The organism is Paenibacillus sp. FSL K6-1318, assembly GCF_037976905.1.
In the GTDB taxonomy this organism is placed as follows: Bacteria; Bacillota; Bacilli; order Paenibacillales; family Paenibacillaceae; genus Paenibacillus; species Paenibacillus amylolyticus_A.
In genome coordinates this window covers 4,483,525-4,506,851 of the sequence record NZ_CP150270.1, presented here as the reverse complement: position 1 = coordinate 4,506,851, position 23,327 = coordinate 4,483,525, and the positions used below count along the sequence as shown (strand labels likewise).

Sequence of the window (23,327 nt, the reverse complement as noted above, 5' to 3'; positions counted from 1 at the left end):
TATGGAGATTGCCAAGGTCATTGTCGATGTTCCCGTGAAGGAAACAGACCGACCGTTTGATTACCTGGTACCTGAATCGATGAGGGAATGGATCGAGATTGGCAGCCGGGTGGGTGTACCTTTTGGTCATCGGACGGTGCAGGGATTCGTGATTGATCTTGTGCCGCGTACCGGGGAGGAAACATTCAGGCTGAAACAGATCCAGGAGTTGCTGGACATTGTTCCCCCATTATCAAAGGATTTGGTTGAACTGGCTGAATGGATGAGTGGACGTTATGCCAGTAACCGGATTTTGTCATTGCAGGTTATGGTGCCGACGGCATTGAAGGGGAAAGCAGAACGCTATATCTCGCTGGGTGATGCACTGGACGGACAGATCGAGGGTGCACAACCGAATGATGAGGTGTTATTTGTTTGGGGAGAAGAGTCTACGACCGAGAAGGTGCAGCAGGATATCATCCGTTTTGTCAAAAGTCGGGGGCAGGTACCCCTGCAACAGCTCAGTCGGAAATATCCCAATCATGCTGCGCTAATTAAGAAACTATTGCTTGGTGGTGTGCTGCTGGAGAGTCAGGCCATCAAGGACAAGTTAAATAAAAAAACGATGAAGTCTGTTGATCTGGCTGTAGATATTGCTGCTGCTCAGGAAGCACTTGATTCGTTCCCGGCAAAAGCACAGCGGCAGAAGGAGATTCTGGCTTTTTTGCTGGAAATGAAAGAGCTGTTACCCATGCCGATGAAAGAAGTGTTATCTACACTGCAGGTATCGGCCGCAACAATCAAAGGTCTTGAGGAAAAGGGACTGATCGTAACCGAGGATGTTGAGGTCTTTCGTGACCCTTATCAGGGCAGGAAGTTCAAAGCGACTGAACCTCTGGTTCTGACCGATGAGCAAAAACATGTCTATGACAATATCAATGGGCGATTGCAGGAACAACGCCATGGGGTATTTTTGCTGCATGGTGTCACAGGCAGCGGTAAGACGGAAGTCTATCTTCAGACCATTCAACGTTGCATCGAGCAGGATCGTCAGGCCATCGTATTGGTGCCCGAGATTGCACTGACCCCGCAGATGGTAGAACGTTTCAAAGGGCGCTTCGGCGACCAAGTTGCGGTTATGCACAGTCGTCTCTCAGGCGGTGAACGGTATGATGAATGGCGCAAAATTCGTGAGGGTCAGGTGAAGGTTGCGATTGGGGCACGTTCAGCCGTATTTGCTCCGTTCAGTCGGCTTGGACTGATCATTATGGATGAGGAACACGAGACTTCCTACAAACAGGAGGAAACTCCGAAATATCATGCCCGGGATGTAGCGGTAAAAAGAGCACAGCAGCATCAAGCCGTGGTTGTTCTGGGTTCAGCGACACCTTCGCTGGAAAGTTATTATGCGGCACGCTCGCAGAGTAACGATGATTTTGCACCACTCTTGCTGGAGATGCCAACACGGGCACTGGGTAACAAGCTACCTGAAGTGCGAATCGTTGACATGCGCGAAGAGTTGAAGGAAGGCAACCGTTCCATGTTCAGCAGGGCTTTGCATAAAGGCCTGGAGGAGCGCCTGGAACGTGGTGAACAGACGGTACTTCTGCTGAATCGCCGTGGATATTCGACCTTTGTCATGTGCCGAAGTTGTGGATATGTGGCAGGTTGTCCCGAATGTGATATTTCATTGACGTATCATCAGCGCTCGAATAATCTCCGTTGTCATTACTGCGGGTATGCGGAAGCAGCTCCTGAAGTGTGTCCAGATTGTGGAAGTGAGCATATTCGATACTTTGGTACAGGTACACAGCGGGTCGAGGAAGAGCTTGCGAAGCTCTTTCCGGGCATTCGGGTCATTCGGATGGATGTGGATACGACAACGGAAAAAGGGGCTCACGAGAAGTTGCTGAAACAGTTTCGTGAGAAAAAAGCAGACGTGTTGCTAGGCACTCAGATGGTTGCGAAGGGACTCGATTTCCCTGATGTGACCCTGGTTGGCGTCATAACAGCGGATTCAGCACTGAATTTACCTGACTTTCGTGCTGCCGAAAAAACGTTTCAGTTGCTAACACAGGTAGCTGGCCGAGCGGGTCGTCACCAATTGCCTGGTGAAGTGTTTGTTCAGTCCTATACACCGGAACACTACTCTATTGGGCATGCGAGTCAGCATGACTATGTATCGTTTGTACGTGAGGAACTGCTACATCGTCGCAATTTACAATATCCACCTTACTGTCGCCTGATTCTGGTGACCTTTTCGCATGAACAGCTTCCGGTATTGATTCGTCTTGCCGAGAACTACACGCGAATATTGAAGGAAAAGGCTAATGCGGCCGGATGGCTTGGCAGTCTGGATCGTTTCAGCAATGATGCTTTTGATGTGCTGGGGCCAGTAGCGTCCCCGATTCCAAGGATCAAGAATAGATACAGATTCCAATGTATGATAAAATGGCGGGGGGATGTAGACGCCATTGGGCTTGCTCTTGCAACAGCCCGGCGCATGGACGATGATGTTCAGGCGCAAAAACTACTCATTAGTCTGGATGTAGACCCGCAAATGTTAATGTAAGCATTTTGCAGCAATGCGGATGTAAACAAGCGGTATAAACATAGATTAAAAATGAATACACCAAAAATAAAGAATATCGTCCTGAAATTATGATGAGGATTAGGAAGGTGCTTACAACATGTCGATTCGCATTATCGTTCAAGAACCAGATGAGGTGCTCCACAAGAGAGCCAAAGAAGTACCGAAAATTACACCGAATGTACAAAAATTGCTGGATGATATGGCTGATACCATGTACGATGCGGAAGGTGTAGGACTTGCTGCGCCACAGGTCGGCATTTTGAAACGTCTGATCGTTATTGACGCTGGTGATGAGCAAGGATTGATCAAGATGATTAACCCTGAGATTATCGCAAGTGAGGGGGAGCAATTCGGACCGGAAGGTTGTCTGAGTATCCCTGGAATTAATGGTGACGTTCGTCGTTTTGAGACCGTTACGGTTAAAGGTCTGGATCGTGAAGGCAACGAGTTGATTATTACGGGTAGTGGCCTGCTGTCCCGTGCATTCCAGCATGAAATTGATCATCTGGATGGCGTACTCTTTACGGATATCGCCGAGAAAGTGTACGAAATTGCAGCCGATCAAACGGGACCGCGTCGTAATTAAGGAGTGATCGATTTGAATATTGTTTTTATGGGAACACCTGATTTTGCAGTTCCTTCTCTCGATATGCTGATTGCAGAGGGATACAATGTGGTGGGTGTGGTGACTCAACCTGATAAACCACAGGGGCGCAAAAAAGTACTGACGCCAACACCGGTTAAGGCCGCAGCAGAACGCCACGGTCTGCCGGTGTTTCAGCCTGTTAAACTTCGTGATCCGGAAGCCGTAGCCCGCTTGGCTGAATGGAAACCGGATCTGATCGTAACCGCGGCATTTGGGCAGATTCTGCCCAAAGCCGTGCTGGATATGCCTGTTCGCGGTTGTGTGAACGTGCATGGCTCTCTTTTGCCGAAATATCGGGGAGGAGCTCCGATCCAACGTTCCATTATTAACGGGGAATCCGTGACAGGAGTCACATTGATGTATATGGCTGAAGGCCTGGATACGGGAGATATGATCTCGCGTGTGGAACTGCCGATTACAGATGAAGATACATCAGGCTCCATGTTTGACAAACTAAGTGAAGCGGGTTCAAAACTGCTTCAGGCTGAAATGCCACGATTGATTGCAGGTGAGACAACGGCGGTCCCTCAGGATGATGCCGAGGCTTCGTATGCGCGTAATCTGACTCGGGAAGACGAGAAGATGGACTGGAGTCGTACATCACGCGAATTGTTCAATCAAATCCGTGGTCTTGTGCCATTCTCGGGTGCATTTACAATGTGGGATGATCAGGTCTTCAAAGTCTGGGCGGCTGCCAATCCGGATCATTCGAACATCACCTCTTCTTCGGAGGCTGGACAAGCAGAGCCAGGAACGGTGCTGCAATTGAATAAGTCAGGTATTGAAGTGCGTACAGGCAATGGATCTCTCTGGCTTACTGAGGTGCAACCTGCGGGTAAAAAGGTGATGCAAGCCGCTGACTTTGCCCGTGGCGGTACACTGAAACCTGGAACGGTGCTGCGATGAGCGCAAATACACCGGGGCGTTCGTCAGGACAAGGTCATAAAGCCACAGGAAATGCAGCCAGAAGCGAAGAAAACCGCCGTCCGAATTCGGGTAAATCACGTGGCGCAGCAGGTAATGCTTCTGCATCCCATTCTACCACAGGTGGTGCATCTCGCTCCCAGAAACCCAAAACATCTGCTCGTGCTTTGGCAGTCAAGGTTCTGAGTGCTGTTGAGCAAGATGGAGCATACAGTAATCTGGAGTTGAACCGTCGTCTGAAAGAGGCGGATTTAAGTCCTGCGGATGCCGGATTAGCTACAGAATTGGTGTACGGAACAATCGCGAGATTGAATACACTTGATTATTTCTTGGAACGTTACGTTGCCAAAGGAGTATCCAAACTGCAACCTTGGGTTCGTAGCCTGCTTCGGATCAGCGTATATCAGATGATATATCTGGATCGTATTCCTGAACATGCCGTGGTGAGCGAAGCGGTTAATCTGGCGAAGAAACTGGGCCATCAGGGAATTTCGGGCATGGTGAATGGTGTACTTCGCAATATGATCCGTAATAGGGATGAACTTCGTATTCCAGAACATCTGCCCGTTGCCCAACGTATTTCACTGGAGCATTCCCACCCGTTATGGATGGTTAAACGCTGGATTGCCCAGTATGGCGAAGAGACGGCGGAAGCTATCTGTCGTACGAATAACGAGCCGCCAGCGGTGAGTGTTCGGGTCAACACCACAATGACCACACGGGAGAAACTGATGCATGAGATGGCCAGCACAGGTGCAGTGGTTCAAGCTTCTCAGCTGAGTTCCGATGGAATTCTTGTACGTAGTGGTGGAAATATGGCTCTAACGTCCTGGTATCGGGATGGCCTGTTCTCTGTACAGGACGAAAGTTCCATGCTCGTCGCTGAAGCGGTTGCGCCGGAGGAAGACCAACTTGTATTGGATTGCTGCGCAGCTCCAGGTGGTAAAACAGCTCACATGGCGGAGAAAATGCACGATCGTGGTCGTATTGTCGCTAATGATGTACATGCTCACAAGCGCCAGCTGATTCTGGATCAGGCGGAGCGTCTTGGCCTGAGTTGCATCGATGCTGTAACTGGAGATGCTCTTGATCTGAACGAACGGTACCCGAAAGCGTCGTTTGACCGCATTTTGCTGGATGCACCATGTTCCGGTCTGGGTGTTATTCGTCGCAAGCCAGATGTAAAATGGACCAAATCCGTAGAAGATATCGAAGATATCGCAGGCTTACAGCGTGAATTGCTTGATCGGGTTGCGCCGTTGTTAAAACCAGGTGGTATTCTGGTGTATAGCACGTGTACCATTGAGCCTGCTGAGAATGAGGTTATGGTCGCAGACTTCTTGAACCGACATCCGGAATATCGTCCAGCAGAAGCATCTGTCTGGTCTGAATCGGAGACAGCGAACTTGAAGGTCGTGAACGGTGGTATTCAGATTTTGCCACAATACGCTCACAGCGACGGATTTTTCATCGCACGGTTGACAAAAACAGCGGAATAACAGTTTAATAGAGCACGGAAGCATGACCGCCGAGGGGAACTTCGGCGGATTTCTTTGTGATGGGACTTCGATATAATTGTCAGAGAAAAGTGATGACAGGGTGCGATAGCGGTATTGAGGTGTTATAATGCATGAAGTACAGATATCAAGGGTATACATGGATGTAACGTGGTCTTTGTGATAGAATAGGACGAATGGAACGAAAAGAAGGAAGCCAACGAAAAGAAAAGAAGGAATAGGTGTTGACAACAAAATGAAACCTTTTATATATGATTATTCTCTGGAACAACTGCAGCAATGGGCTGTGGAGAATGGGGAGCCGGCGTTTCGCGGTGGCCAAATCTTTGACTGGATTTATGTAAAACGCGTGAATGATTTCAGTGAAATGACAAATCTGTCCAAGCCATTGCGTGAAAAACTGACAGAGCAATTTGAATTCGTAACGCTTAAGGAAATTACCAAGTTTGAATCCAAGGATGGAACGGTTAAATTCCTCTTTGGTCTTCATGATGATCATGCGATTGAGACAGTAATCATGAAACATAACTACGGGAACAGCATCTGTGTAACCACACAGGTTGGTTGTCGCATTGGTTGTACGTTCTGTGCATCCACATTGGGTGGTCTCAAGCGTAACCTTACGGCTGGGGAGATTGTTGCCCAGGTGGTTCAGGCTCAGAAAATTCTCGACGAACGCGGCGAGCGCGTAAGCAGCATCGTAATCATGGGTTCGGGTGAACCTTTCGAAAACTATGAAGCAACGATGACTTTCCTACGCATTATGATCCATGAAAAAGGACTGAACATTGGTCAGCGCCACATCACGGTATCCACGAGCGGAATCGTTCCGAACATCTACAAGTTTGCAGATGAAGACACACAGATTAACCTCGCCATTTCAATTCATGCACCAAATGATGCATTGCGTTCGAAATTAATGCCGGTTAACCGTCGTTTTCCTTTTGAAGATGTGATGGAGTCCCTTCGTTATTATCTGGCCAAAACAGGTCGGAGAATTACGTTTGAGTATGCACTTATTGGTGGGGTAAACGATCAGCCAGAGCATGCAGCAGAACTGGCAAGTGTGCTTAAGAACATGTTGTGCCACGTGAATCTGATTCCGGTTAACCATGTTCCTGAGCGCAAGTATGTAAGAACATCGAGAAGCGACATTTTCAATTTTCAGAAGATTCTCTCGGAACAGGGTGTTAATGTAACCATTCGTCGTGAACAGGGACATGATATTGCTGCCGCTTGCGGTCAGCTTCGTGCAAAGCATATGGAGTTGAGGTGAGAACGTTTTGATCAAAACAGTTCATGTGAGCCATATCGGACGGGTGCGTTCGGTGAATGAAGATTCAGCCTGGATTCGTAATCTCGATACAGGATATATTCTGGGTATTGTTGCCGATGGCATGGGTGGACATCTTGCAGGGGATACGGCAAGCCGCTTGGCAGTGGAGACGTTGGTGAACGATCTGGGAACGCTGGAACCAGGTCTGTCACATGCGTCTCTGTCTGCAGCTCTCAGCGATGCTATTTTGCATGCCAACGAAGTTATCTTCCGCACGGCATCTACAGATGACAAGTATCACAACATGGGTACAACGGTGGTTGCGGCATTATTGAACGATACGGAAGGTGTTATTGGGCACATCGGTGATAGCAGAGCCTACAAAATTGCGAATAAAGCTGTGATCCAGCTAACCGAGGACCATACACTGGTGAATGAATTGTTCAAAAATGGCCAGATCAGCAAAGAGGATGTGTCACATCATCCCCGTCGCAACGTGCTAACGCGTGCGCTTGGAACAGATGCCGAGGTGAAGGTAGACCTGGATACCGTCAAGCTGGAAGAAGGCGAAGTTCTTCTTCTGTGCAGTGATGGTCTCAGTAACCTCGTCAGCAATGAGCAGATTATTCAGGTTGCTGGCAATTTGGAACTGGCATTGGAAGATCGTGCAGACCGACTGCTTCAGTTGGCTTTACTTGCTGGGGGAGACGACAATATCACGGTTGCCTTGTTCGAGTTGCAGAAGGAAGGTTCCGTGGATACGGAAACGGGGTGTGAGTCATGATTGGGCACCAGCTAGGCGGACGCTATGAAGTGATTGAGCGTGTCGGCGGTGGCGGCATGGCTCTCGTGTACAAAGCCCAGGATCTTCTGTTGAACCGGAATGTAGCGATCAAAGTCCTTAGACAACAGTTTGTGCATGACGAAGAGTTTATTCGCCGTTTCCGCAGGGAAGCACAATCGGCAGCGTCACTGTCTCATCCGAATGTAGTCAGTATTTATGATGTGGGGCAAGAAGATGATATTCATTATATTGTCATGGAGTATGTGGAAGGCAAAAACCTGAATGAAATTATTAAAGAGCGTGCGCCTCTGCAGGTGGACGAATCGGTCCGAATCGCTTCCCAGATTGCAGATGCTCTTGACCATGCACATCATAATCAGATCATTCATCGGGATATCAAACCCCATAATATATTAATTGGCCGGAATGGCCGCGTGAAGGTAACGGATTTCGGGATCGCTCGTGCCGTTACATCAACAACGATTACGCAGACGGGTTCTGTAGTTGGTTCTGTACATTATTTCTCACCGGAGCATGCCAAAGGCATCGTTACTGGTGAAAAATCGGACTTATATTCTCTTGGGATCGTACTCTACCAAATGCTGACTGGGCAACTTCCGTTTCTGGGTGAAAGTCCAATCAGTGTGGCATTGAAGCATTTGCAGGAAGAGTTCGATGAACCACGCAAATTCAATCCATTGATTCCGCAAAGTGTGGAAAATGTCATTCTGAAATCGATGCGTAAAAATCCGCAGGAACGTTATCAGTCGGCCAAAGAGATGCAGACCGATCTGGAAACTTGCCTGATGCCGGAGAGACGCAATGAAACAAAGATTGATTTTCCGGATGAGGATGATATAGACCAGACTCGCGTTATGCCAGCCATCAAGCCTGAACCGCGCGGAGTTACATCAACGGGTGCAGTGCCTGTGATGGAATCTGACGAAGTAACTGGCAAGGGTAAGGCGAAAGCTAAGAATTGGAAGAAGCCAACACTACTCATTTCATTAACCGTTCTTATTCTAATCGCTATGGTGGGCGTTGTATGGTATGTCAAGGGTATGCTGGTTGTGCCTGAAGTTACCGTACCTAACGTGATCACCCAGACGGAAGAAAAGGCGCGGGAAATGCTTGAGGAGAAAGGACTCGTCGTCAGTGATGAGGTCATCCGTCTGTATAAGGAAGATGTCGAGCCCGGCATAGTCTTTGACCAGAGCAGAAAAGAAGGCGATGTCGTCAAAGAGGGCTCCGAGGTCCAGATCAGTGTTGGTGCAGAAAAAGAACTGGTGAAGATGATTGATGTTAAACAGGAGACTTATGATGAGGCTGTCAAGAAATTGACTGCACTCGGTATTAAGGAAGATCAGATTCAGCGGAAAGATGAATTCTCTAATGATGTGGCTTCAGGTACTGTTATTTCCCAGACACCTGGTGTCAATGAGGAATTCGATCCTGAGATAGTTCAGATTGAGTTAACCGTAAGTAAAGGTACCGAAACGGTCAAAATGCCTGATCTGAAAAATCTTACCCGCAGTGAAGCCGAAGAAAAACTGAAATCTGCTGGACTTGTGCTTGCTCAGGTGCAGGAAGAATCAAGTTATACGGTGGACCAGGGCAAAGTAACGCAGCAATGGCCTGTGGAAGCGGGCACAGAGGTGAGTCCTGGCGATAAGATTACGATCTTTATCAGTACAGGTTATCCACCTGAAGCGCTGCAATATCCTTTTAATATCAATGTATCACCCAAAGAAGAGGGCAAAAACAGTAAAATCCGTATCACGTATGAAGACGCACGCGGCAAGAATCAGGAATGGGGAACTCGCACTGTGAACTCAACCCAGACCTTGACCATTCCGCTTGTGCTAGCTCCAAATGAAAACGGGGCTGTGTCTGTATATCGTGATGGGCAGTTCCTGGATACGTATCTTGTCTCCTACAGTGAAGCCAAAAACGGAACAGTAAACATACCTTCCATTGACCCGGAACAAAGCACGCAGACGCCGCCAGAAAATGAGCCTGACCCAGGTGAAGGCAACGTAGATGAGGGCAGTGTTGATCCCAATCAGGAAGGTGAGCCTGAGTCCACACCGGCAGACGGTGAGGGTGACAGCGTAGATGAAGACACTTCAGCCATGAATAATGGTAAGGGGCACGGCAAGGAAAAAGAGAAGAAAAAGGAAGTCATTAACGCATCAAGCCGTCCATAAGGGCGGCTTATGCTGGCGTCTGGAGTAAATGTACCACCATCTAAAGGAGGGCGACGGAGCTATGCCAGAAGGTATCATCGTTAAAGCGCTAAGCGGTTACTATTATGTCATGCCAGTGGAAGACAACGGGGTTCCTTCGGTTGAAGGTTCCGCCGTTCAATGTCGAGCCAGAGGTATCTTCAGAAAACGAGGAACGTCACCGCTTGTAGGTGACCGCGTCAGCTACATGCTGACAGAGAACGGAGAAGGAACGGTAGATGAAATCCGCAAGCGTGAGACAGAACTCATCCGTCCTCCGGTAGCCAACGTAAGTTTGGCTGTTCTGTTATTCTCAGTGAAAGAACCGGATATGAACCTGAATCTGTTGGACAAGTTCCTCGTTCACATCGAGCAGGCTGGACTGGATGCTCTGATTGTGCTGACCAAGCAGGATTTGGCTGATCCAGCCAAAGACACTGTTGCTGAAGTGAAAGCATTGTATGAACAGGTTGGTTACGAAGTGATCTCCACAAGTTCACGTACCGGCGAAGGCAGTGAACTGCTCAGAGACCGTCTCGCTGGCAAGATTAGCGTTTTCTCTGGTCAATCCGGTGTAGGCAAGTCGTCCATGTTAAATGCATTGATGCCCGGCCTGACGCTGGAGACGAGTGCGATCAGCATGCGTCTAGGACGAGGGAAACACACCACCAGACACGTGGAGCTTATTCCGTTGGATAATGGTGGATTTGTTGCGGATACGCCAGGATTCAGCCAACTGGACTTTCTGGAGATCGGTGTGGAGGAACTCTCCACTTGTTTCCGGGAATTCGCCCAGTTCGCAGATCAGTGCAAATTCCGAGGTTGTACCCATACACATGAACCAGGCTGTCGTGTGCTTGCGGCCAAGGAGGAAGGTCTGATCTCCGAAAGCCGATATCAGCACTATGTGCTGTTCCTGACCGAAATGAAAGATAAGAAGCGGAGGTATTAACATGATTAAAATTGCCCCATCGATATTATCAGCTGATTTTGCCCGACTTGGTGCTGAAGTTGCAGAAGCCCAAGCTGCAGGAGGAGACTGGATTCATGTTGACGTTATGGACGGTCATTTCGTCCCTAATATTACGCTTGGACCTGCGATTGTGAAGGCGATCGCTCCACATACAAGCTTGCCGCTCGATGTGCACTTGATGATTGAGAATCCGGAACGTTATGTTGAGGAATTTGCCAAAGCGGGAGCAGCAGTAATTACCGTTCATGCTGAGGCTTGTGTACATCTGCACCGGGTTATTCATCTGATCAAGGAGCAAGGAGTGAAGGCAGGAGTTGCCCTTAATCCGGGAACGCCAGCATCAGCCATTCTCGAGGTTCTGGATGATGTGGATATGGTTCTTGTCATGACGGTAAATCCTGGTTTTGGCGGACAGGCATTTATCTCGGGTACCATGAACAAAATCAAGCAGATTCGTACTTGGTTGAACGAAAAGGGACGCCATGATGTACATATCGAAGTAGATGGCGGAATTGCTGCCGATACAGCCCCGCTTGTGGTGGAAGCTGGAGCGGATGTACTCGTTGCCGGAAGTGCCGTATTTGGTCGTGAGGATCGTGCTGCAGCGATTACTGAAATCCGTCGTAGCTACGGAGGCTGATCTATGACCCTCAAGGAGACGCTGTGGACGATGGCTGCGAGTCTCGCGACGGGACTTGTGCTTGCTTTGTTTGCGGTTATTCAATCCCCGTATAATGCCATTACGTCATTGATCGGGGTGGGCGTTGTTATTATGTATTTCCGCAAATTTGATCGTACCGGACATCGGGTTACTTTTGTCATATTCAGCATACTGTATTATTTACTGAGTGTTTTCATGATCGCTGTCTATCAATACATTCCTTCCCAAACGTAAATGACCTGATCTTCGGGCTTGTCATTGTGGAATAGGGATCGAAGGTTCCGCATAAATATGGTTACATGAGCAGGTTTCTCATGTAGCCTTTTTTGTCGTGTTAGAGGTAAAGAAGGCCTGAAGCATAGGATACGGCGGACGCATGAGCATGATGGGGAGGGTGAATTATGAAATTTTACACATTCAAACTGCCGAAGTTTTTGGGAGGGTTTGTAAAGGCGATTCTTAATACGTTTCAAAAGAACTGATCAGATTGATAAGGTAACAGGGAATACCGCCGCTTTGGCTCAGGCTTATCTGGAATTCGTACCTGCGAAGCGTCATGCGGCGGCCATTCACATGTTAATGAGCGTATTCAAGAATCCTTTTTTGAATACCAAAAAAGCACCTGCAAGGAACAAGGTGCTTTTTGCTTACCCGATTTATAGTAGCTTTGCGTGATTATACGCGAGTCACTTTACCGGCTTTCAGTGCACGGGTGCTTACGTATACACGTTTTGGTTTACCGTCAACGAGAATGCGGACCTTCTGAACGTTTACGCCCCAAGTACGACGGTTACGGTTGTTAGCGTGGGATACGTGGTTACCGGTGCCCGGTTTCTTACCTGTCACATAACATTTGCGAGACATAGATTACACCTCCTATCCTAAAATAACCAGTTGCCTTCAGAAACGATAAATCATTCCATAAGGACTAAATTGTTCTTCCTGACCAAGAAGATCAGGTTTCAGTAGCTAATGGTGTTGTTTAAGCCGGCATGACCGGATCATTTCCATTACTTAACCTGCATAAAACAATACTTGAATATAATATCATAATCAAAAAAGCTTCGTCAACTGATCCAAAAACTTTATTTATTTCTCCTGTCTAATATAGTACAATGTTGAATAGTCCATAATACAGTGGTGAACAGGCTGTTGCCGCGAGGAAGTCGGAGAATAAACCGTACTTAGAGGTCGGTGGTCTGCTTTTTGGCAACGCTGTGAGCTGCGGCATTCCATCATTGGCACCAGTCTCCATGCGGCATTCATGCCGGCTCTTGATACCGGTGCATATCCGTATGCCCCGAAGTTAGGGGTGCAGAGAGTGCAGGATATTGGTAGCCCGGCCGCCCAGACCGTTAATCCGGCTGACATTATGTATTGTATGCCTGTGCCGGACAAGGTATGGACGAAGAATAACGCAGTCCGCGTTAGCGCATGAACAGACCAGACACATCTTGGTGCAAGGTGTTCGTGTATCAAGCTAGGAAGGGGAATTCTCACTTGAGTATACGTTCTTTAAATGGAACAGATTTCACCGCAATGGTACTTGCCGGAGCGGAACAACTTGGACAGCATGCAGAGCACGTCAATTCCCTGAATGTTTTCCCTGTGCCAGATGGTGACACGGGAACGAACATGAATTTGACAATGAGTGCAGGAGTTGCAGAGATTAAAAGAAAAAGTTCTGCCTCCATCGGCGAAGCTGCCGGTATTTTATCGAAAGGCTTGCTTATGGGCGCACGGGGGAATTCGGGAGTTATTCTATCGCAATTGTTCCGTGGATTTAGTCGTTCAGCTGCTCCCTATGAGGAACTGAATACGCTCCAATTTGCAGCAGCCCTGCAGAACGGTGTTGATGCAGCTTACAAAGCTGTCGTAAAGCCCGTTGAAGGGACCATTCTTACCGTAGCCAAGGAAGCGGCTAAACATGCCAATTACTACGCAAGACGGACGAATGATATTACTGAATTAATGAATGAAGTTTTGTTAAAAGCAAAAGAAGCACTGGCAATGACTCCGGAATTACTGCCTGTACTGAAACAGGTTGGTGTTGTGGATTCAGGTGGTCAGGGGCTTGTATATATCTACGAAGGCTTTATGGAAGTATTGCTTCAAAGTGACGGAGTGAATCGTACTTCTTTGAAGAAAGAAGTAACTCCATCCGTGGCAGCATCTGCTTTGAAACCGTCTGCACCAGCAGAAGTGGTTGTCAAGAAGCCTGCACAGCAGCAGGTAATTGCACCAGAGATGCCGTTGTCCGCTCAGGCGAGATTGGAAACGGAAGATATTGAATTCCTGTATGACATGGAATTTTTCATTAATCGTGAGCTTGGAGAGAACGCAGGAGTGGCATTCGATGATGAAGCATTCCGGAAAGCGTTGTCAGTAAATGGGGATTCGATCATTATCATTGCCGATGATGAAGTGATCAAAGTTCATGTCCATTCCAAGACACCAGGCGATGTATTAAACCTGGCACTTCAATATGGTGAAATCACACAGATTCATATTCTCAATATGCGTGAACAGCACCGGGATCTGCTGACAGCAGGCATGGACATCGCTCCTTCACCTGAATTGTTTGCAGAGATTCCACCTGAGGCAGCACGCAGCCTGGAAGAGGCTGTGCTCCCTGCGGATGAGATGGCACCGTACGGTTTTATTGCGGTATCCTCTGGTGACGGTATTGCAGAGATTTTCCAAAGTCTTGGCGTCGATGTTGTTCTGTCTGGTGGACAGACGATGAATCCAAGTACGGAGGATTTTGTGAAAGCTGTTCGTTCCATTGCTGCGGAGCAGGTATTTATACTCCCGAACAATTCTAACATTGTACTGGCTGCCGAGCAGGCTCGTGAATTGCTTGAAGACGAGCGTCGAATTACGGTTATTCCAAGCAAGACCATTCCACAGGGAATGGCTGCTGCTTTTGCTTTCCAGGAAGATGAATCTGCGGAAACGAACCGTGACCAGATGCTCGAGGCGATTAGCCGGGTGCAGTCCGGTCAAGTGACTCATGCGGTTCGTGATACGCAATACGATGAACTGGATATCAAAGCGGGGCACTATATCGGTATTCATAACTCCAAAATTGTAGCGACGGATGAAACCATGCTTCAAGCATGTGAAGGCCTGCTCAAGCAGATGATGGAGAGTGGAGATGAAGTGGTGACGATCCTTGAAGGGGAAGAAGCTGACCCTGAGGTTACCGTTGCCCTCGCTGCATGGCTTGAAGAACAGTATCCTGATGCTGAGGTAGAGGTACATCTTGGAGGACAGCCTGTATATTATTACTTGTTCTCCGTGGAGTCCTAATAGCACTCTAGCGAAGAGGAGGAGAGTCATGAGCCACAAGGTTGCAATTGTAACGGATAGTACGGCAGATATTCCCGAAGAACTCATTCGCAAATACGGGATTCACATTGTTCCGCTGCGTGTTCTGTTCGGGGAAGAAACCTATGCAGACGGTGTTGATCTGACCTCAGAACAGTTCTATGAAAAATTGAAGAAGAGCGCTGTGTTGCCTACAACTTCACAGCCATCTCCAACGGATTTCATGAATGTATATCAGGCACTGCTTGATCAGAACCCGGAACGTCCGATTGTATCGATCCACCTGTCATCCGGCATGAGTGGTACCTATCAATCGGCCATGCTCGGAAAGTCTTTGCTGGAGCGTGAGGGTGACATCACCGTGCTGGATTCGAAGTCAGCATCGTATGGATACGGTCTGATGGTAGTACAGGCTGCTGAACTTGCCGAACAGGGCAAGTCAGCAGCCGAAATCGCTGCCGCTATTGAAGGGATGCAACAATCTCGTAAATTGTTCTTTCTCGTGGATACCCTTGAGTATCTGCAAAAGGGCGGTCGGATTGGCAAAGCTTCAGCCATCTTGGGAACGTTGCTCAACATTAAGCCGATCCTGTCTATTGATGAAGAAGGCGTGATCTACGCAGTTGAGAAAGTCAGAGGTCATAAAAAAGCAATGGCACGCATTATTGAACTGTTCCAGAAGGATCTTGCAGGCAAACGGGTTAACCTGGCGGTAGGTCATACCGCTGACCCGGGATCAGCGATCGCTTGTGCAGAGCAGCTGCGTGGTCATTTTACACTGAATGAAGTGATCTATACCAATATTGGAGCCGTAATAGGCAGTCATGTTGGACCTGGTGTCATTGCGATCTTTATGTGGCCTGTTCCGGAATGAGGGATTAGACATGAATTTGGAAGAAATATCAGTTAAGCAAATTAACGGCGTGAGTGCTCTCAAAGAGGGAGAGCTTCACGCCTTTGGCATCTCTACTGTTAAAGACTTGCTTGAATATTATCCGTTCCGTTATGAGGATTATCGTCTGCGTTCGCTTAGTGAAGTGAAGGACGGGGACAAGATTACGGTCCAGGGACAGGTAATGGGTATTCCTGTATTACAACGATACGGCAAAAAGTCCCGTCTCACTTGTAAGATCATGACGGAAGAGTGGATGATTACCGCAACCTGGTTTAATCGCCATTTTCTCAAAGAGCAACTCACACCCAATCGGGAGATTGTAATTACCGGCAAATGGGAACAAAAACGTATGCAGATGACGGTGACTGACTCGGAGTTCCCGGATAAAGGAGATGGCCGTTCAGGCACACTGCAACCTGTATACTCGGTAACCGGCAAGCTGACGCAACAATGGATGCGCAAAACGATCAATCAGGGGTTAGTTCAATTCGGAGATATGATCCCCGAGATTCTGCCCCAATCGTTGATGAAGAAATATAGTTTGATGCCACGCAAGCAGGCGATTGCAGGAATTCATCGTCCGCAGGACAACCGGGAAGGTCAGCAGGCGAGACAGCGGATGGTGTATGAAGAGCTGTTTCTGTTCCAGTTGAAAATGCAGGCGTATCGTGCGTTGAACCGAAATCGCATGGATGGTGTCGTACATACTACGGATAATACGACGATTCGTGAGTTTGTACGCAGCTTACCTTTTGAACTGACAGATGCTCAGAAAAAGGTGGAGCTTGAAATTCTGCATGATATGCGTTCGCCCTATGCAATGAACCGGTTATTGCAGGGTGATGTGGGCTCGGGTAAAACGGTTATTGCGGCGATTGCGCTATATACAACTGTTCGCTCCGGTTTTCAAGGGGCTCTGATGGTGCCTACAGAGATTCTGGCAGAGCAGCATATGCGTTCACTGCAAAAGCTGTTTGAACCGTTTGGGGTAACCGTAGGGCTCTTAACGGGCAGTGTAAATGGCCGTAAACGTAAAGATCTGATCGCCTCATTGCAAATGGGCATGATTGATATCGTGGTGGGTACACACGCCCTGATTCAGGAAGATGTGTTCTTCCGTGATCTGGGCCTTGTGGTGACGGACGAGCAGCATCGCTTCGGTGTGAATCAGCGCAGCGTTTTAAGACGCAAAGGATATAATCCGGATGTGTTAACGATGACAGCTACGCCAATTCCACGGACGCTGGCAATTACGGCTTTTGGTGACATTGAGGTATCCACCATCTCCGAACGACCGAAGGGACGGATTCCCATCTCTACGTATTGGGTCAAGCACGATATGATGGAGCGGGTGCTCGGTTTTATTTCCAGAGAAGTGGATCAGGGCCGTCAGGCCTATCTGATCTGTCCACTTATTGAAGAGTCGGAGAAGCTGGATGTCCAGAACGCGATTGATCTGCATGTGCAGATGCAGCAGAACTTTCCGAAATATCGTGTAGGTCTGCTGCATGGACGGATGACGGCTGCGGAGAAAGAAGAGATGATGCGTGACTTCTATAGCAATGATATTCAGCTGCTTGTCTCCACCACCGTTGTGGAGGTAGGGGTCGATGTACCGAATGCCACGTTAATGGTCATTATGGATGCGGATCGTTTCGGTCTGTCCCAGCTGCATCAGCTACGTGGTCGAGTTGGTCGTGGGGCTCATGCATCCTATTGTGTACTCATTGCTGATCCCAAGACGGAGGTTGGACAGGAGCGCATGAAGGTCATGACGGAGACCGAGGATGGATTCGAGGTATCGCGTCGGGATCTGGACCTCCGGGGACCAGGTGATTTCTTTGGTACGAAGCAGAGCGGGTTACCCGAGTTCCGTCTTGCCGACATGGTTGCAGATTTTGCTGTGTTGGAACAGGCCAGAGATGATGTATCCCATTTGATTGTGGAAGCGGATTTCTGGACGTCTGTGGACTATACACCTCTGCGTGATTTTCTACAGCAACAGCAAGTATTTAAAGGTGATCTGATTGACTAAAGCTGCCCATGGCAGCGGGTTTTTCGTATTACCTTTGTAAAAAAAGACAAGTGTACAAGCCCTCCCGACATATGAATAAGAAGTGAGTTTATTCTTTGGGAGGTGCTGTACGTTTTGGGTTACCAACAATATGGAATCAGTCCGCAGCTGGTGGAGCGGATCAAACTAAAGATGAAAAATCCCGCTGTCAAAGAGCGTATCAAAAAGTTGATTGATGGCGTGACCAAGTCTGATCTGCAAGACAAAGCCAAGGTTAGAAGATTGGTCAAGTCTTCGGCAGTCATTATGAATGAGAATTTCTCCACGGCGCAGGAGGAGCAGTTTGTCGCTTTTGTGCTTGCGCAGAAGATTGACCCGAACAATACGTTTCATTTGATTAAGCTGTGGGGGATGTTTAGGTAGAGATTCGATGTCATGTTGGGTGGGATAAAGAGCGTTGTTTACACGGGGGGGCACTACGAGTGCAGTACCATCTTTCGATCGCTGTTATCCCCGGATTTTTTTGATTCCCTTTTCTAAAGGGTAAAATCCGGGGATAGCGTATGCTTCCGATGTAGCTTTCTTCCAGAAAGCTTTTAGGCGCACGCTTCGCTTCTTTAGGTTATTCCTGTCCTATCCGTTGTTGTGTAAACGAAAGTACTTTAGAAAGACCAAATTACATCGAATGATTGTTTGGTAATTTAGGAAGGGGTGTTCCATTAGTCATGTAGATGACATGATGGAACACCCCTTTTTTGTAGTGGAGGAATAGGTAAAGAAACTTTTAGTTGGGCTTTGAATTTATATGTATCTCATCTCTTTGTGTTCTTACTTTTATCCTGGAAAGAGCTGATGAATATTAAAGTTATGATTAGAACTAAAATTATAGTGCTGTTGTAAGGTTCTTCTTTTAGAATGTAATCTTGTACAATTAAAGTCAGGATTGAGATAAATAAAATAATTTGTTGGACAAGTTTTGTTGATCGTTCAGGATCCTTGGAGCGTCTGGCGACACAATAAATGGTGAGCCATAGAAGACTAAAAAGCAGAAGCAAACCTAAGAGTAGAATGGCAAGCATGCATGAACACCTTTCTGTATTATTTTCACTGAATAATTGGAATAACATGACAACTAATTATAACATAGGTTTTTTTGGAGTCGGACATTTTTATAGAATTTAAGGGATGAACTATCATATGCATACATGGTGTAGTCATGTTGATGCATTTTCACAGGATGGACTTTGCTTTCCTCTGGGGGGAGCGGTAAACTGTTGCATACGAGCAGCAGCGATCGATGTCTTGGATATTACGTCAAACAGGCGTGGCTGTGTCGGTATACATTTTATTTTCAAACAGATGTGGAGGAAGTACGATTGGAGATGTTTACGATGCTGCTGGGTTTATTTGAACGGGCGGCGCTGTTGATTATATTTTTATTCTTTCTGTCGAGGGTGCCGAGGTTTAGGCAGATTCTGCAAAAGGGGAAATTAAGGTGGCAGGAGTATATTGCGGTTACCTTGTTGTTCTGTGCTTTTGCCATTTTCGGGACGTATACGGGCATTAATGTTGAAGGTTCACTGGTGAATGTGCGGATCATCGCCGTGTTATCGGGTGGTATTTTGTTCGGAGCGCCTGTTGGCATTATTACGGGGATTGTCTCCGGGGTGCATCGGTATTTAATTGATATGGATGGAGTCACAGCTATACCGTGCCTGATCACGAGTATCCTGGCAGGTCTGGTCTCTGGATATATACATAAGTACACGCCCAAGCCCAAGCGATGGATCATCGGTATTGGTGCCGGAATGATCTGTGAAGCGCTGACGATGTTATTAATCCTGCTATTTTCCTATCCCGATCCACTGGGTGCCGATATTGTTTCGCAGATTGCGTTGCCTATGATTCTGGGTGAAGTCAACATTGGGCTGATTGTGCTTTTGGTGCAGAGTGTTGAAGGGGAAAAGGAGATGATTGCAGCTCGTCAGGCGAAGCTGGCGCTTGAGATTGCAAACAAGACTTTACCGTATTTTCGTTCGATTGATGAGGACTCGCTGCGCAAGATCTGCCGAATTATTCAAGAGGATATCCAGGCTGATGCGGTTGCAATTACGGATACCCGGAATGTGCTGGCGTATGTGGGATTTGGTGAGGAACGATATCATATTGGTAATGAAATTATAAGTGAGATGACGAAGAAGACGATATCCAGCGGGGAGATTACGATCAGTAATGATGTCATTGATGAAAAAACACCCGATATTCACTCGCTCTTAATCATTCCGCTCAAAGAACGAGGAGACATTACAGGTGCGCTCAAAATATATTATCGCAAAGCGTACAAAATTACGTATCCATTGCAAACGATGGCTGTAGGTCTATCGCAGATCATTTCGACCCAGATGGAGGTATCGCGGGTAGAGGAGATCAAGGCCGCTGCCAACAAAGCAGAGCTCCGCGCATTACAGACAACCATCCATCCTCATTTTCTGTTTAATGCACTGAATGCGATTGCTTCGTCCATCCGAACCAAACCGGATCGTGCACGGGAGCTGATTGTGAACCTATCCGGGTACATGCGCTACAATCTGGAGCTGTCGGATGAGTTGATCGATATTCATAAGGAGCTGGAGCAGGTCCGCAATTATGTAGAGATTGAAAAAGCCCGCTTCGGCAGCCGACTTAATGTGATCTATGAGATTGATGAGGTCGCCGTGCATATTCCGAGTCTTGTCATCCAACCGCTCGTTGAAAATGCCATTATTCATGGCATTCTCAAGGTCAAAGGACCCGGTACTGTTCGAATTCGGGTACAGGATTATCCGGAGTTTGTGCGAATCAGCGTGAGTGATACAGGGGCAGGCATCAGTGCAGATATTATTGAGCGCGTCTACCATGACCGTATGCCTGGTAACCAGATTGGGCTATACAACGTGCATCGCCGGGTCAAGCTTATCTACGGACAAGGTGTAACCATTACAAGACTGGAACAAGGAACCGATATTTTATTTGATGTGCCCAAAGGAGATGTCGTAACAAGGTGATGATGGATCAATGAGAGCTCTTATTGTGGAAGACGAGATTCTGGCAAGCGAGGAATTGAATTACTTAATCCAGGAACATAGTCAGATTGAGGTGGTGGATCGCCTTGAAGACGGGCTGGATGTGCTGAAATTTTTGCAGGAACAAGAAGTTGATGTGATTTTTCTCGATATCAATATTCCCTCGCTGGACGGTATGATGCTGGCCCATCATATCGGCAAGTTTGCAACGAAACCCTATATTGTTTTTACTACGGCGTACAAGGAACATGCAGCAGAAGCCTTTGAATTGGAGGCATTTGATTATATTCTGAAGCCTTACGACGAGAAACGAATTGCTACGATGCTCCATAAGCTGGAGTTGGCATTCAAGCGCGATCATGCGCCAGTGGAGCAACGTGGTGATGATGGACTAGCCTCTCTGGTGGACGGATCTACTGCGCAGGGGGAACTGTCACGAGATACGAATTCCCATACGGACAGAAGAATTAATTTGCTGCGGAATGACAATATTATTGTTACGGATACGGCAGATATCTACTATGCGGAAGCGCAAGAGAAAGTGACGAAGGTATATACCAAAAATGGGGAGTTCACCATGCCAGTGAGCATTACGGATTTTCACAGCCGTCTGCCCCAGGACACGTTCTTTCGTTGCCACCGTTCCTACGTCGTAAATCTGTCTCAAATCCGTGAAATTGTACCTTGGTTCAACAATACGTATCTGCTCCGTCTACGCGATTTGGAAGCTGAAGTACCTGTGAGTCGTGGGAAGGTCAAAGAATTCAGGCAACTCATGCGCATCTAGAAGCATTTCATTCCGCATCTGATGCAACTCATGCTCAAAACGGTGTAATGAATCCCCTTTCATGTATGATTAGCTTGTGAACGCATTCATGTATATGACATCGGCAAAGGGGAGATCACGATGAAAGCAGCAATTTCATCAGCTTCATCAACACCTGAATCAACATTTGCACCTACAAAAATGAACCGCTGGCTTATTGTTTTGGGGACCATCATTGTACAAATGGGTCTTGGAACCATCTATACTTGGAGTTTATTTAATCAACCGCTGTCTGATCGTTTCGGATGGGACGTCAGCTCGGTCGCGATAACTTTTTCTATTACCAGTTTTGCTTTGGCATTTGCCACATTGTTTGCAGGACGGTTGCAGGAACGTTGGGGTCTTCAGCGCCTGATCCGTGTAGCCGGGGTTGTGCTCGGGCTGGGTCTTATTCTGAGTTCCCAAGTCACTTCATTAACGCTGTTGTATATCTTGGCTGGATTTGTTGTTGGTTTTGCAGATGGTACGGCTTATATTACGTCGCTATCTAATCTGATCAAGTGGTTCCCGGAGCGTAAAGGTCTGATCTCAGGGATCTCGGTCGGCGCCTTCGGTACCGGTAGTTTATTGTTCAAATATGTGAACTCGGCATTGATTGGTGCCGTTGGTCCTGCTCAGGCATTTATGTACTGGGGCATTATCGTTCTGGTTCTGGTGGTTGCGGGATCATTCCTGATCCGGGAAGCTGTTGTTCGTGAACAGGCTCCGGCTAGCAAGGAAGGAACGAAAGAAGTTGTTGCACGTCATGACTATACGGTGAAAGAGATGCTGCGTACGAAAGAAGCGTACATGCTGTTTGTTATTTTCTTCACGGCGTGTATGAGTGGCTTGTATCTGATTGGTATTGTCAAAGATATCGGTGTGCAGCTTGCGGGTCTTGATGTAGCAACCGCTGCGAATGCAGTGGCTATGGTTGCGATCTTTAACACGGCAGGACGTATTATTCTTGGTGCGCTGTCGGATAAAGTAGGACGAATGAAGGTCATCGCTGGTGCGCTGCTGGTTACAGCCGTAGCTGTCATGACACTTAGCCTGGTTCCACTGACCTTCGGGATCTTCTTCGCCTGTGTGGCGGCCGTTGCATTCTGCTTCGGTGGGAACATTACGGTATTCCCGGCGATTGTGGCCGATTACTTCGGATTGAAAAATCAGAGCAAAAACTATGGTGTGATCTATCAGGGATTTGGATTTGGTGCTTTGGCCGGATCATTCATCAGCGCCCTGCTGGGCGGATTCCATCTAACCTTTATCGTAATTGCTGTGCTCTGCGCTGTCTCGCTGTTGCTCGCACTGATCATCACTCCTCCAGGTCAAGGTCGTCGTGCACGTCAACGTGAAAAACAGATGAACCTTAACCCTTCATCACGGGCAAGCTAACAACATGCACTGAAGTACGGAACAGAGAATATTTCTTCATCTTAAAAAGCAAATTAAAAAACAAAGTAAACAGAGCGGTCTCCAAACGAGGCCGCTTTTTGGTATCTACTGTTGCCAGTTTGCCGGCCGGACTGTTGGCCTATCGGACCATCTGGCTGCCAGCGAGCGTGGTGCCTTGTGTGCATTCCATCATTCGCTTCTGTTATACTCTAGGTGAATCTAGAAAGACTAAGACCAAGTTATGT

At 47.6% G+C, this 23,327-nt stretch carries 19 protein-coding genes; 18 read left to right on the top strand and 1 reads right to left on the bottom strand.

What is annotated here, in order from left to right; all coding sequences use genetic code 11:
* Position 1: 1 nt before the first annotated feature.
* The 11 genes from priA (at position 2) to spoVM (ending at position 12,060) form a co-directional block, all read left to right on the top strand.
* Positions 2–2,551 carry a primosomal protein N' gene (gene priA / locus NYE45_RS19885; protein WP_340013719.1) on the top strand — a complete coding sequence of 850 codons (2,550 nt, stop codon included), beginning with the start codon at positions 2–4 and terminating at the stop codon, positions 2,549–2,551.
* A 118-nt stretch (positions 2,552–2,669) separates the two neighbouring features.
* Complete coding sequence (gene def / locus NYE45_RS19880) at positions 2,670–3,158, top strand: peptide deformylase (protein WP_062835357.1); 489 nt, start codon at positions 2,670–2,672, stop codon at positions 3,156–3,158.
* Positions 3,159–3,170: 12 nt separating this feature from the next.
* On the top strand, positions 3,171–4,124 hold the full coding sequence (fmt, locus tag NYE45_RS19875; protein ID WP_340013718.1) for a methionyl-tRNA formyltransferase: 954 nt from the start codon (positions 3,171–3,173) through the stop codon (positions 4,122–4,124).
* Complete coding sequence (gene rsmB, locus NYE45_RS19870; RefSeq protein WP_340013717.1) at positions 4,121–5,641, top strand: 16S rRNA (cytosine(967)-C(5))-methyltransferase RsmB; 1,521 nt, start codon at positions 4,121–4,123, stop codon at positions 5,639–5,641. Before fmt ends, rsmB begins: the two co-directional genes overlap by 4 nt.
* 253 nt (positions 5,642–5,894) lie before the next feature.
* Entirely contained in the window at positions 5,895–6,935 is a 1,041-nt protein-coding gene (rlmN, locus tag NYE45_RS19865; RefSeq protein WP_036614609.1) for a 23S rRNA (adenine(2503)-C(2))-methyltransferase RlmN, read from the top strand.
* 7 nt (positions 6,936–6,942) lie between these two features.
* Positions 6,943–7,719 (top strand): Stp1/IreP family PP2C-type Ser/Thr phosphatase, encoded by a 777-nt coding sequence (locus NYE45_RS19860; RefSeq protein ID WP_076333313.1) that lies wholly within the window; start codon positions 6,943–6,945, stop codon positions 7,717–7,719.
* Entirely contained in the window at positions 7,716–9,926 is a 2,211-nt protein-coding gene (gene pknB, locus NYE45_RS19855) for a Stk1 family PASTA domain-containing Ser/Thr kinase (RefSeq protein ID WP_340013716.1), read from the top strand. Before NYE45_RS19860 ends, pknB begins: the two co-directional genes overlap by 4 nt.
* 61 nt (positions 9,927–9,987) lie before the next feature.
* Complete coding sequence (rsgA, locus tag NYE45_RS19850; RefSeq protein ID WP_062835353.1) at positions 9,988–10,896, top strand: ribosome small subunit-dependent GTPase A; 909 nt, start codon at positions 9,988–9,990, stop codon at positions 10,894–10,896.
* A gap of 1 nt (position 10,897) precedes the next feature.
* Positions 10,898–11,557, top strand: a complete 660-nt coding sequence (gene rpe, locus NYE45_RS19845; protein ID WP_017687456.1) for a ribulose-phosphate 3-epimerase — start codon at positions 10,898–10,900, stop codon at positions 11,555–11,557.
* 3 nt (positions 11,558–11,560) lie between these two features.
* Entirely contained in the window at positions 11,561–11,812 is a 252-nt protein-coding gene (locus NYE45_RS19840) for a hypothetical protein (protein ID WP_062835351.1), read from the top strand.
* 167 nt (positions 11,813–11,979) lie between these two features.
* Positions 11,980–12,060 carry a stage V sporulation protein SpoVM gene (spoVM, locus tag NYE45_RS19835; RefSeq protein WP_019424875.1) on the top strand — a complete coding sequence of 27 codons (81 nt, stop codon included), beginning with the start codon at positions 11,980–11,982 and terminating at the stop codon, positions 12,058–12,060.
* A 193-nt stretch (positions 12,061–12,253) separates the two neighbouring features.
* Here the strand turns inward: spoVM and rpmB are convergent, their stop codons facing one another.
* Complete coding sequence (rpmB, locus tag NYE45_RS19830) at positions 12,254–12,442, bottom strand: 50S ribosomal protein L28 (RefSeq protein ID WP_017687459.1); 189 nt, start codon at positions 12,440–12,442, stop codon at positions 12,254–12,256.
* Between the two features lie 636 nt (positions 12,443–13,078).
* Here rpmB and NYE45_RS19825 point away from each other — a divergent pair.
* The 7 genes from NYE45_RS19825 to NYE45_RS19795 all read left to right on the top strand — a co-directional run bounded on the left by NYE45_RS19825 (position 13,079) and on the right by NYE45_RS19795 (position 23,082).
* Positions 13,079–14,890 (top strand): DAK2 domain-containing protein, encoded by a 1,812-nt coding sequence (locus NYE45_RS19825; RefSeq protein ID WP_340013715.1) that lies wholly within the window; start codon positions 13,079–13,081, stop codon positions 14,888–14,890.
* Between the two features lie 28 nt (positions 14,891–14,918).
* Positions 14,919–15,782, top strand: coding sequence for a DegV family protein (locus NYE45_RS19820; protein WP_340013714.1), 864 nt, complete (start codon positions 14,919–14,921; stop codon positions 15,780–15,782).
* 10 nt (positions 15,783–15,792) lie between these two features.
* The gene (gene recG / locus NYE45_RS19815; RefSeq protein ID WP_340013713.1) at positions 15,793–17,838 is read left to right on the top strand and encodes an ATP-dependent DNA helicase RecG; all 2,046 of its coding nucleotides are present in this window, start codon (positions 15,793–15,795) and stop codon (positions 17,836–17,838) included.
* A 114-nt stretch (positions 17,839–17,952) separates the two neighbouring features.
* Complete coding sequence (locus NYE45_RS19810) at positions 17,953–18,240, top strand: stage VI sporulation protein F (RefSeq protein WP_062835347.1); 288 nt, start codon at positions 17,953–17,955, stop codon at positions 18,238–18,240.
* A 959-nt stretch (positions 18,241–19,199) separates the two neighbouring features.
* Positions 19,200–20,861, top strand: a complete 1,662-nt coding sequence (locus tag NYE45_RS19805) for a sensor histidine kinase (protein WP_336763862.1) — start codon at positions 19,200–19,202, stop codon at positions 20,859–20,861.
* Positions 20,862–20,871: 10 nt separating this feature from the next.
* Positions 20,872–21,666: a LytTR family DNA-binding domain-containing protein gene (locus tag NYE45_RS19800; protein ID WP_340013712.1), complete on the top strand. Its 795-nt coding sequence runs from the start codon at positions 20,872–20,874 to the stop codon at positions 21,664–21,666.
* Positions 21,667–21,846: 180 nt separating this feature from the next.
* Positions 21,847–23,082, top strand: a complete 1,236-nt coding sequence (locus NYE45_RS19795; protein ID WP_340017406.1) for an OFA family MFS transporter — start codon at positions 21,847–21,849, stop codon at positions 23,080–23,082.
* Positions 23,083–23,327: the final 245 nt, after the last annotated feature.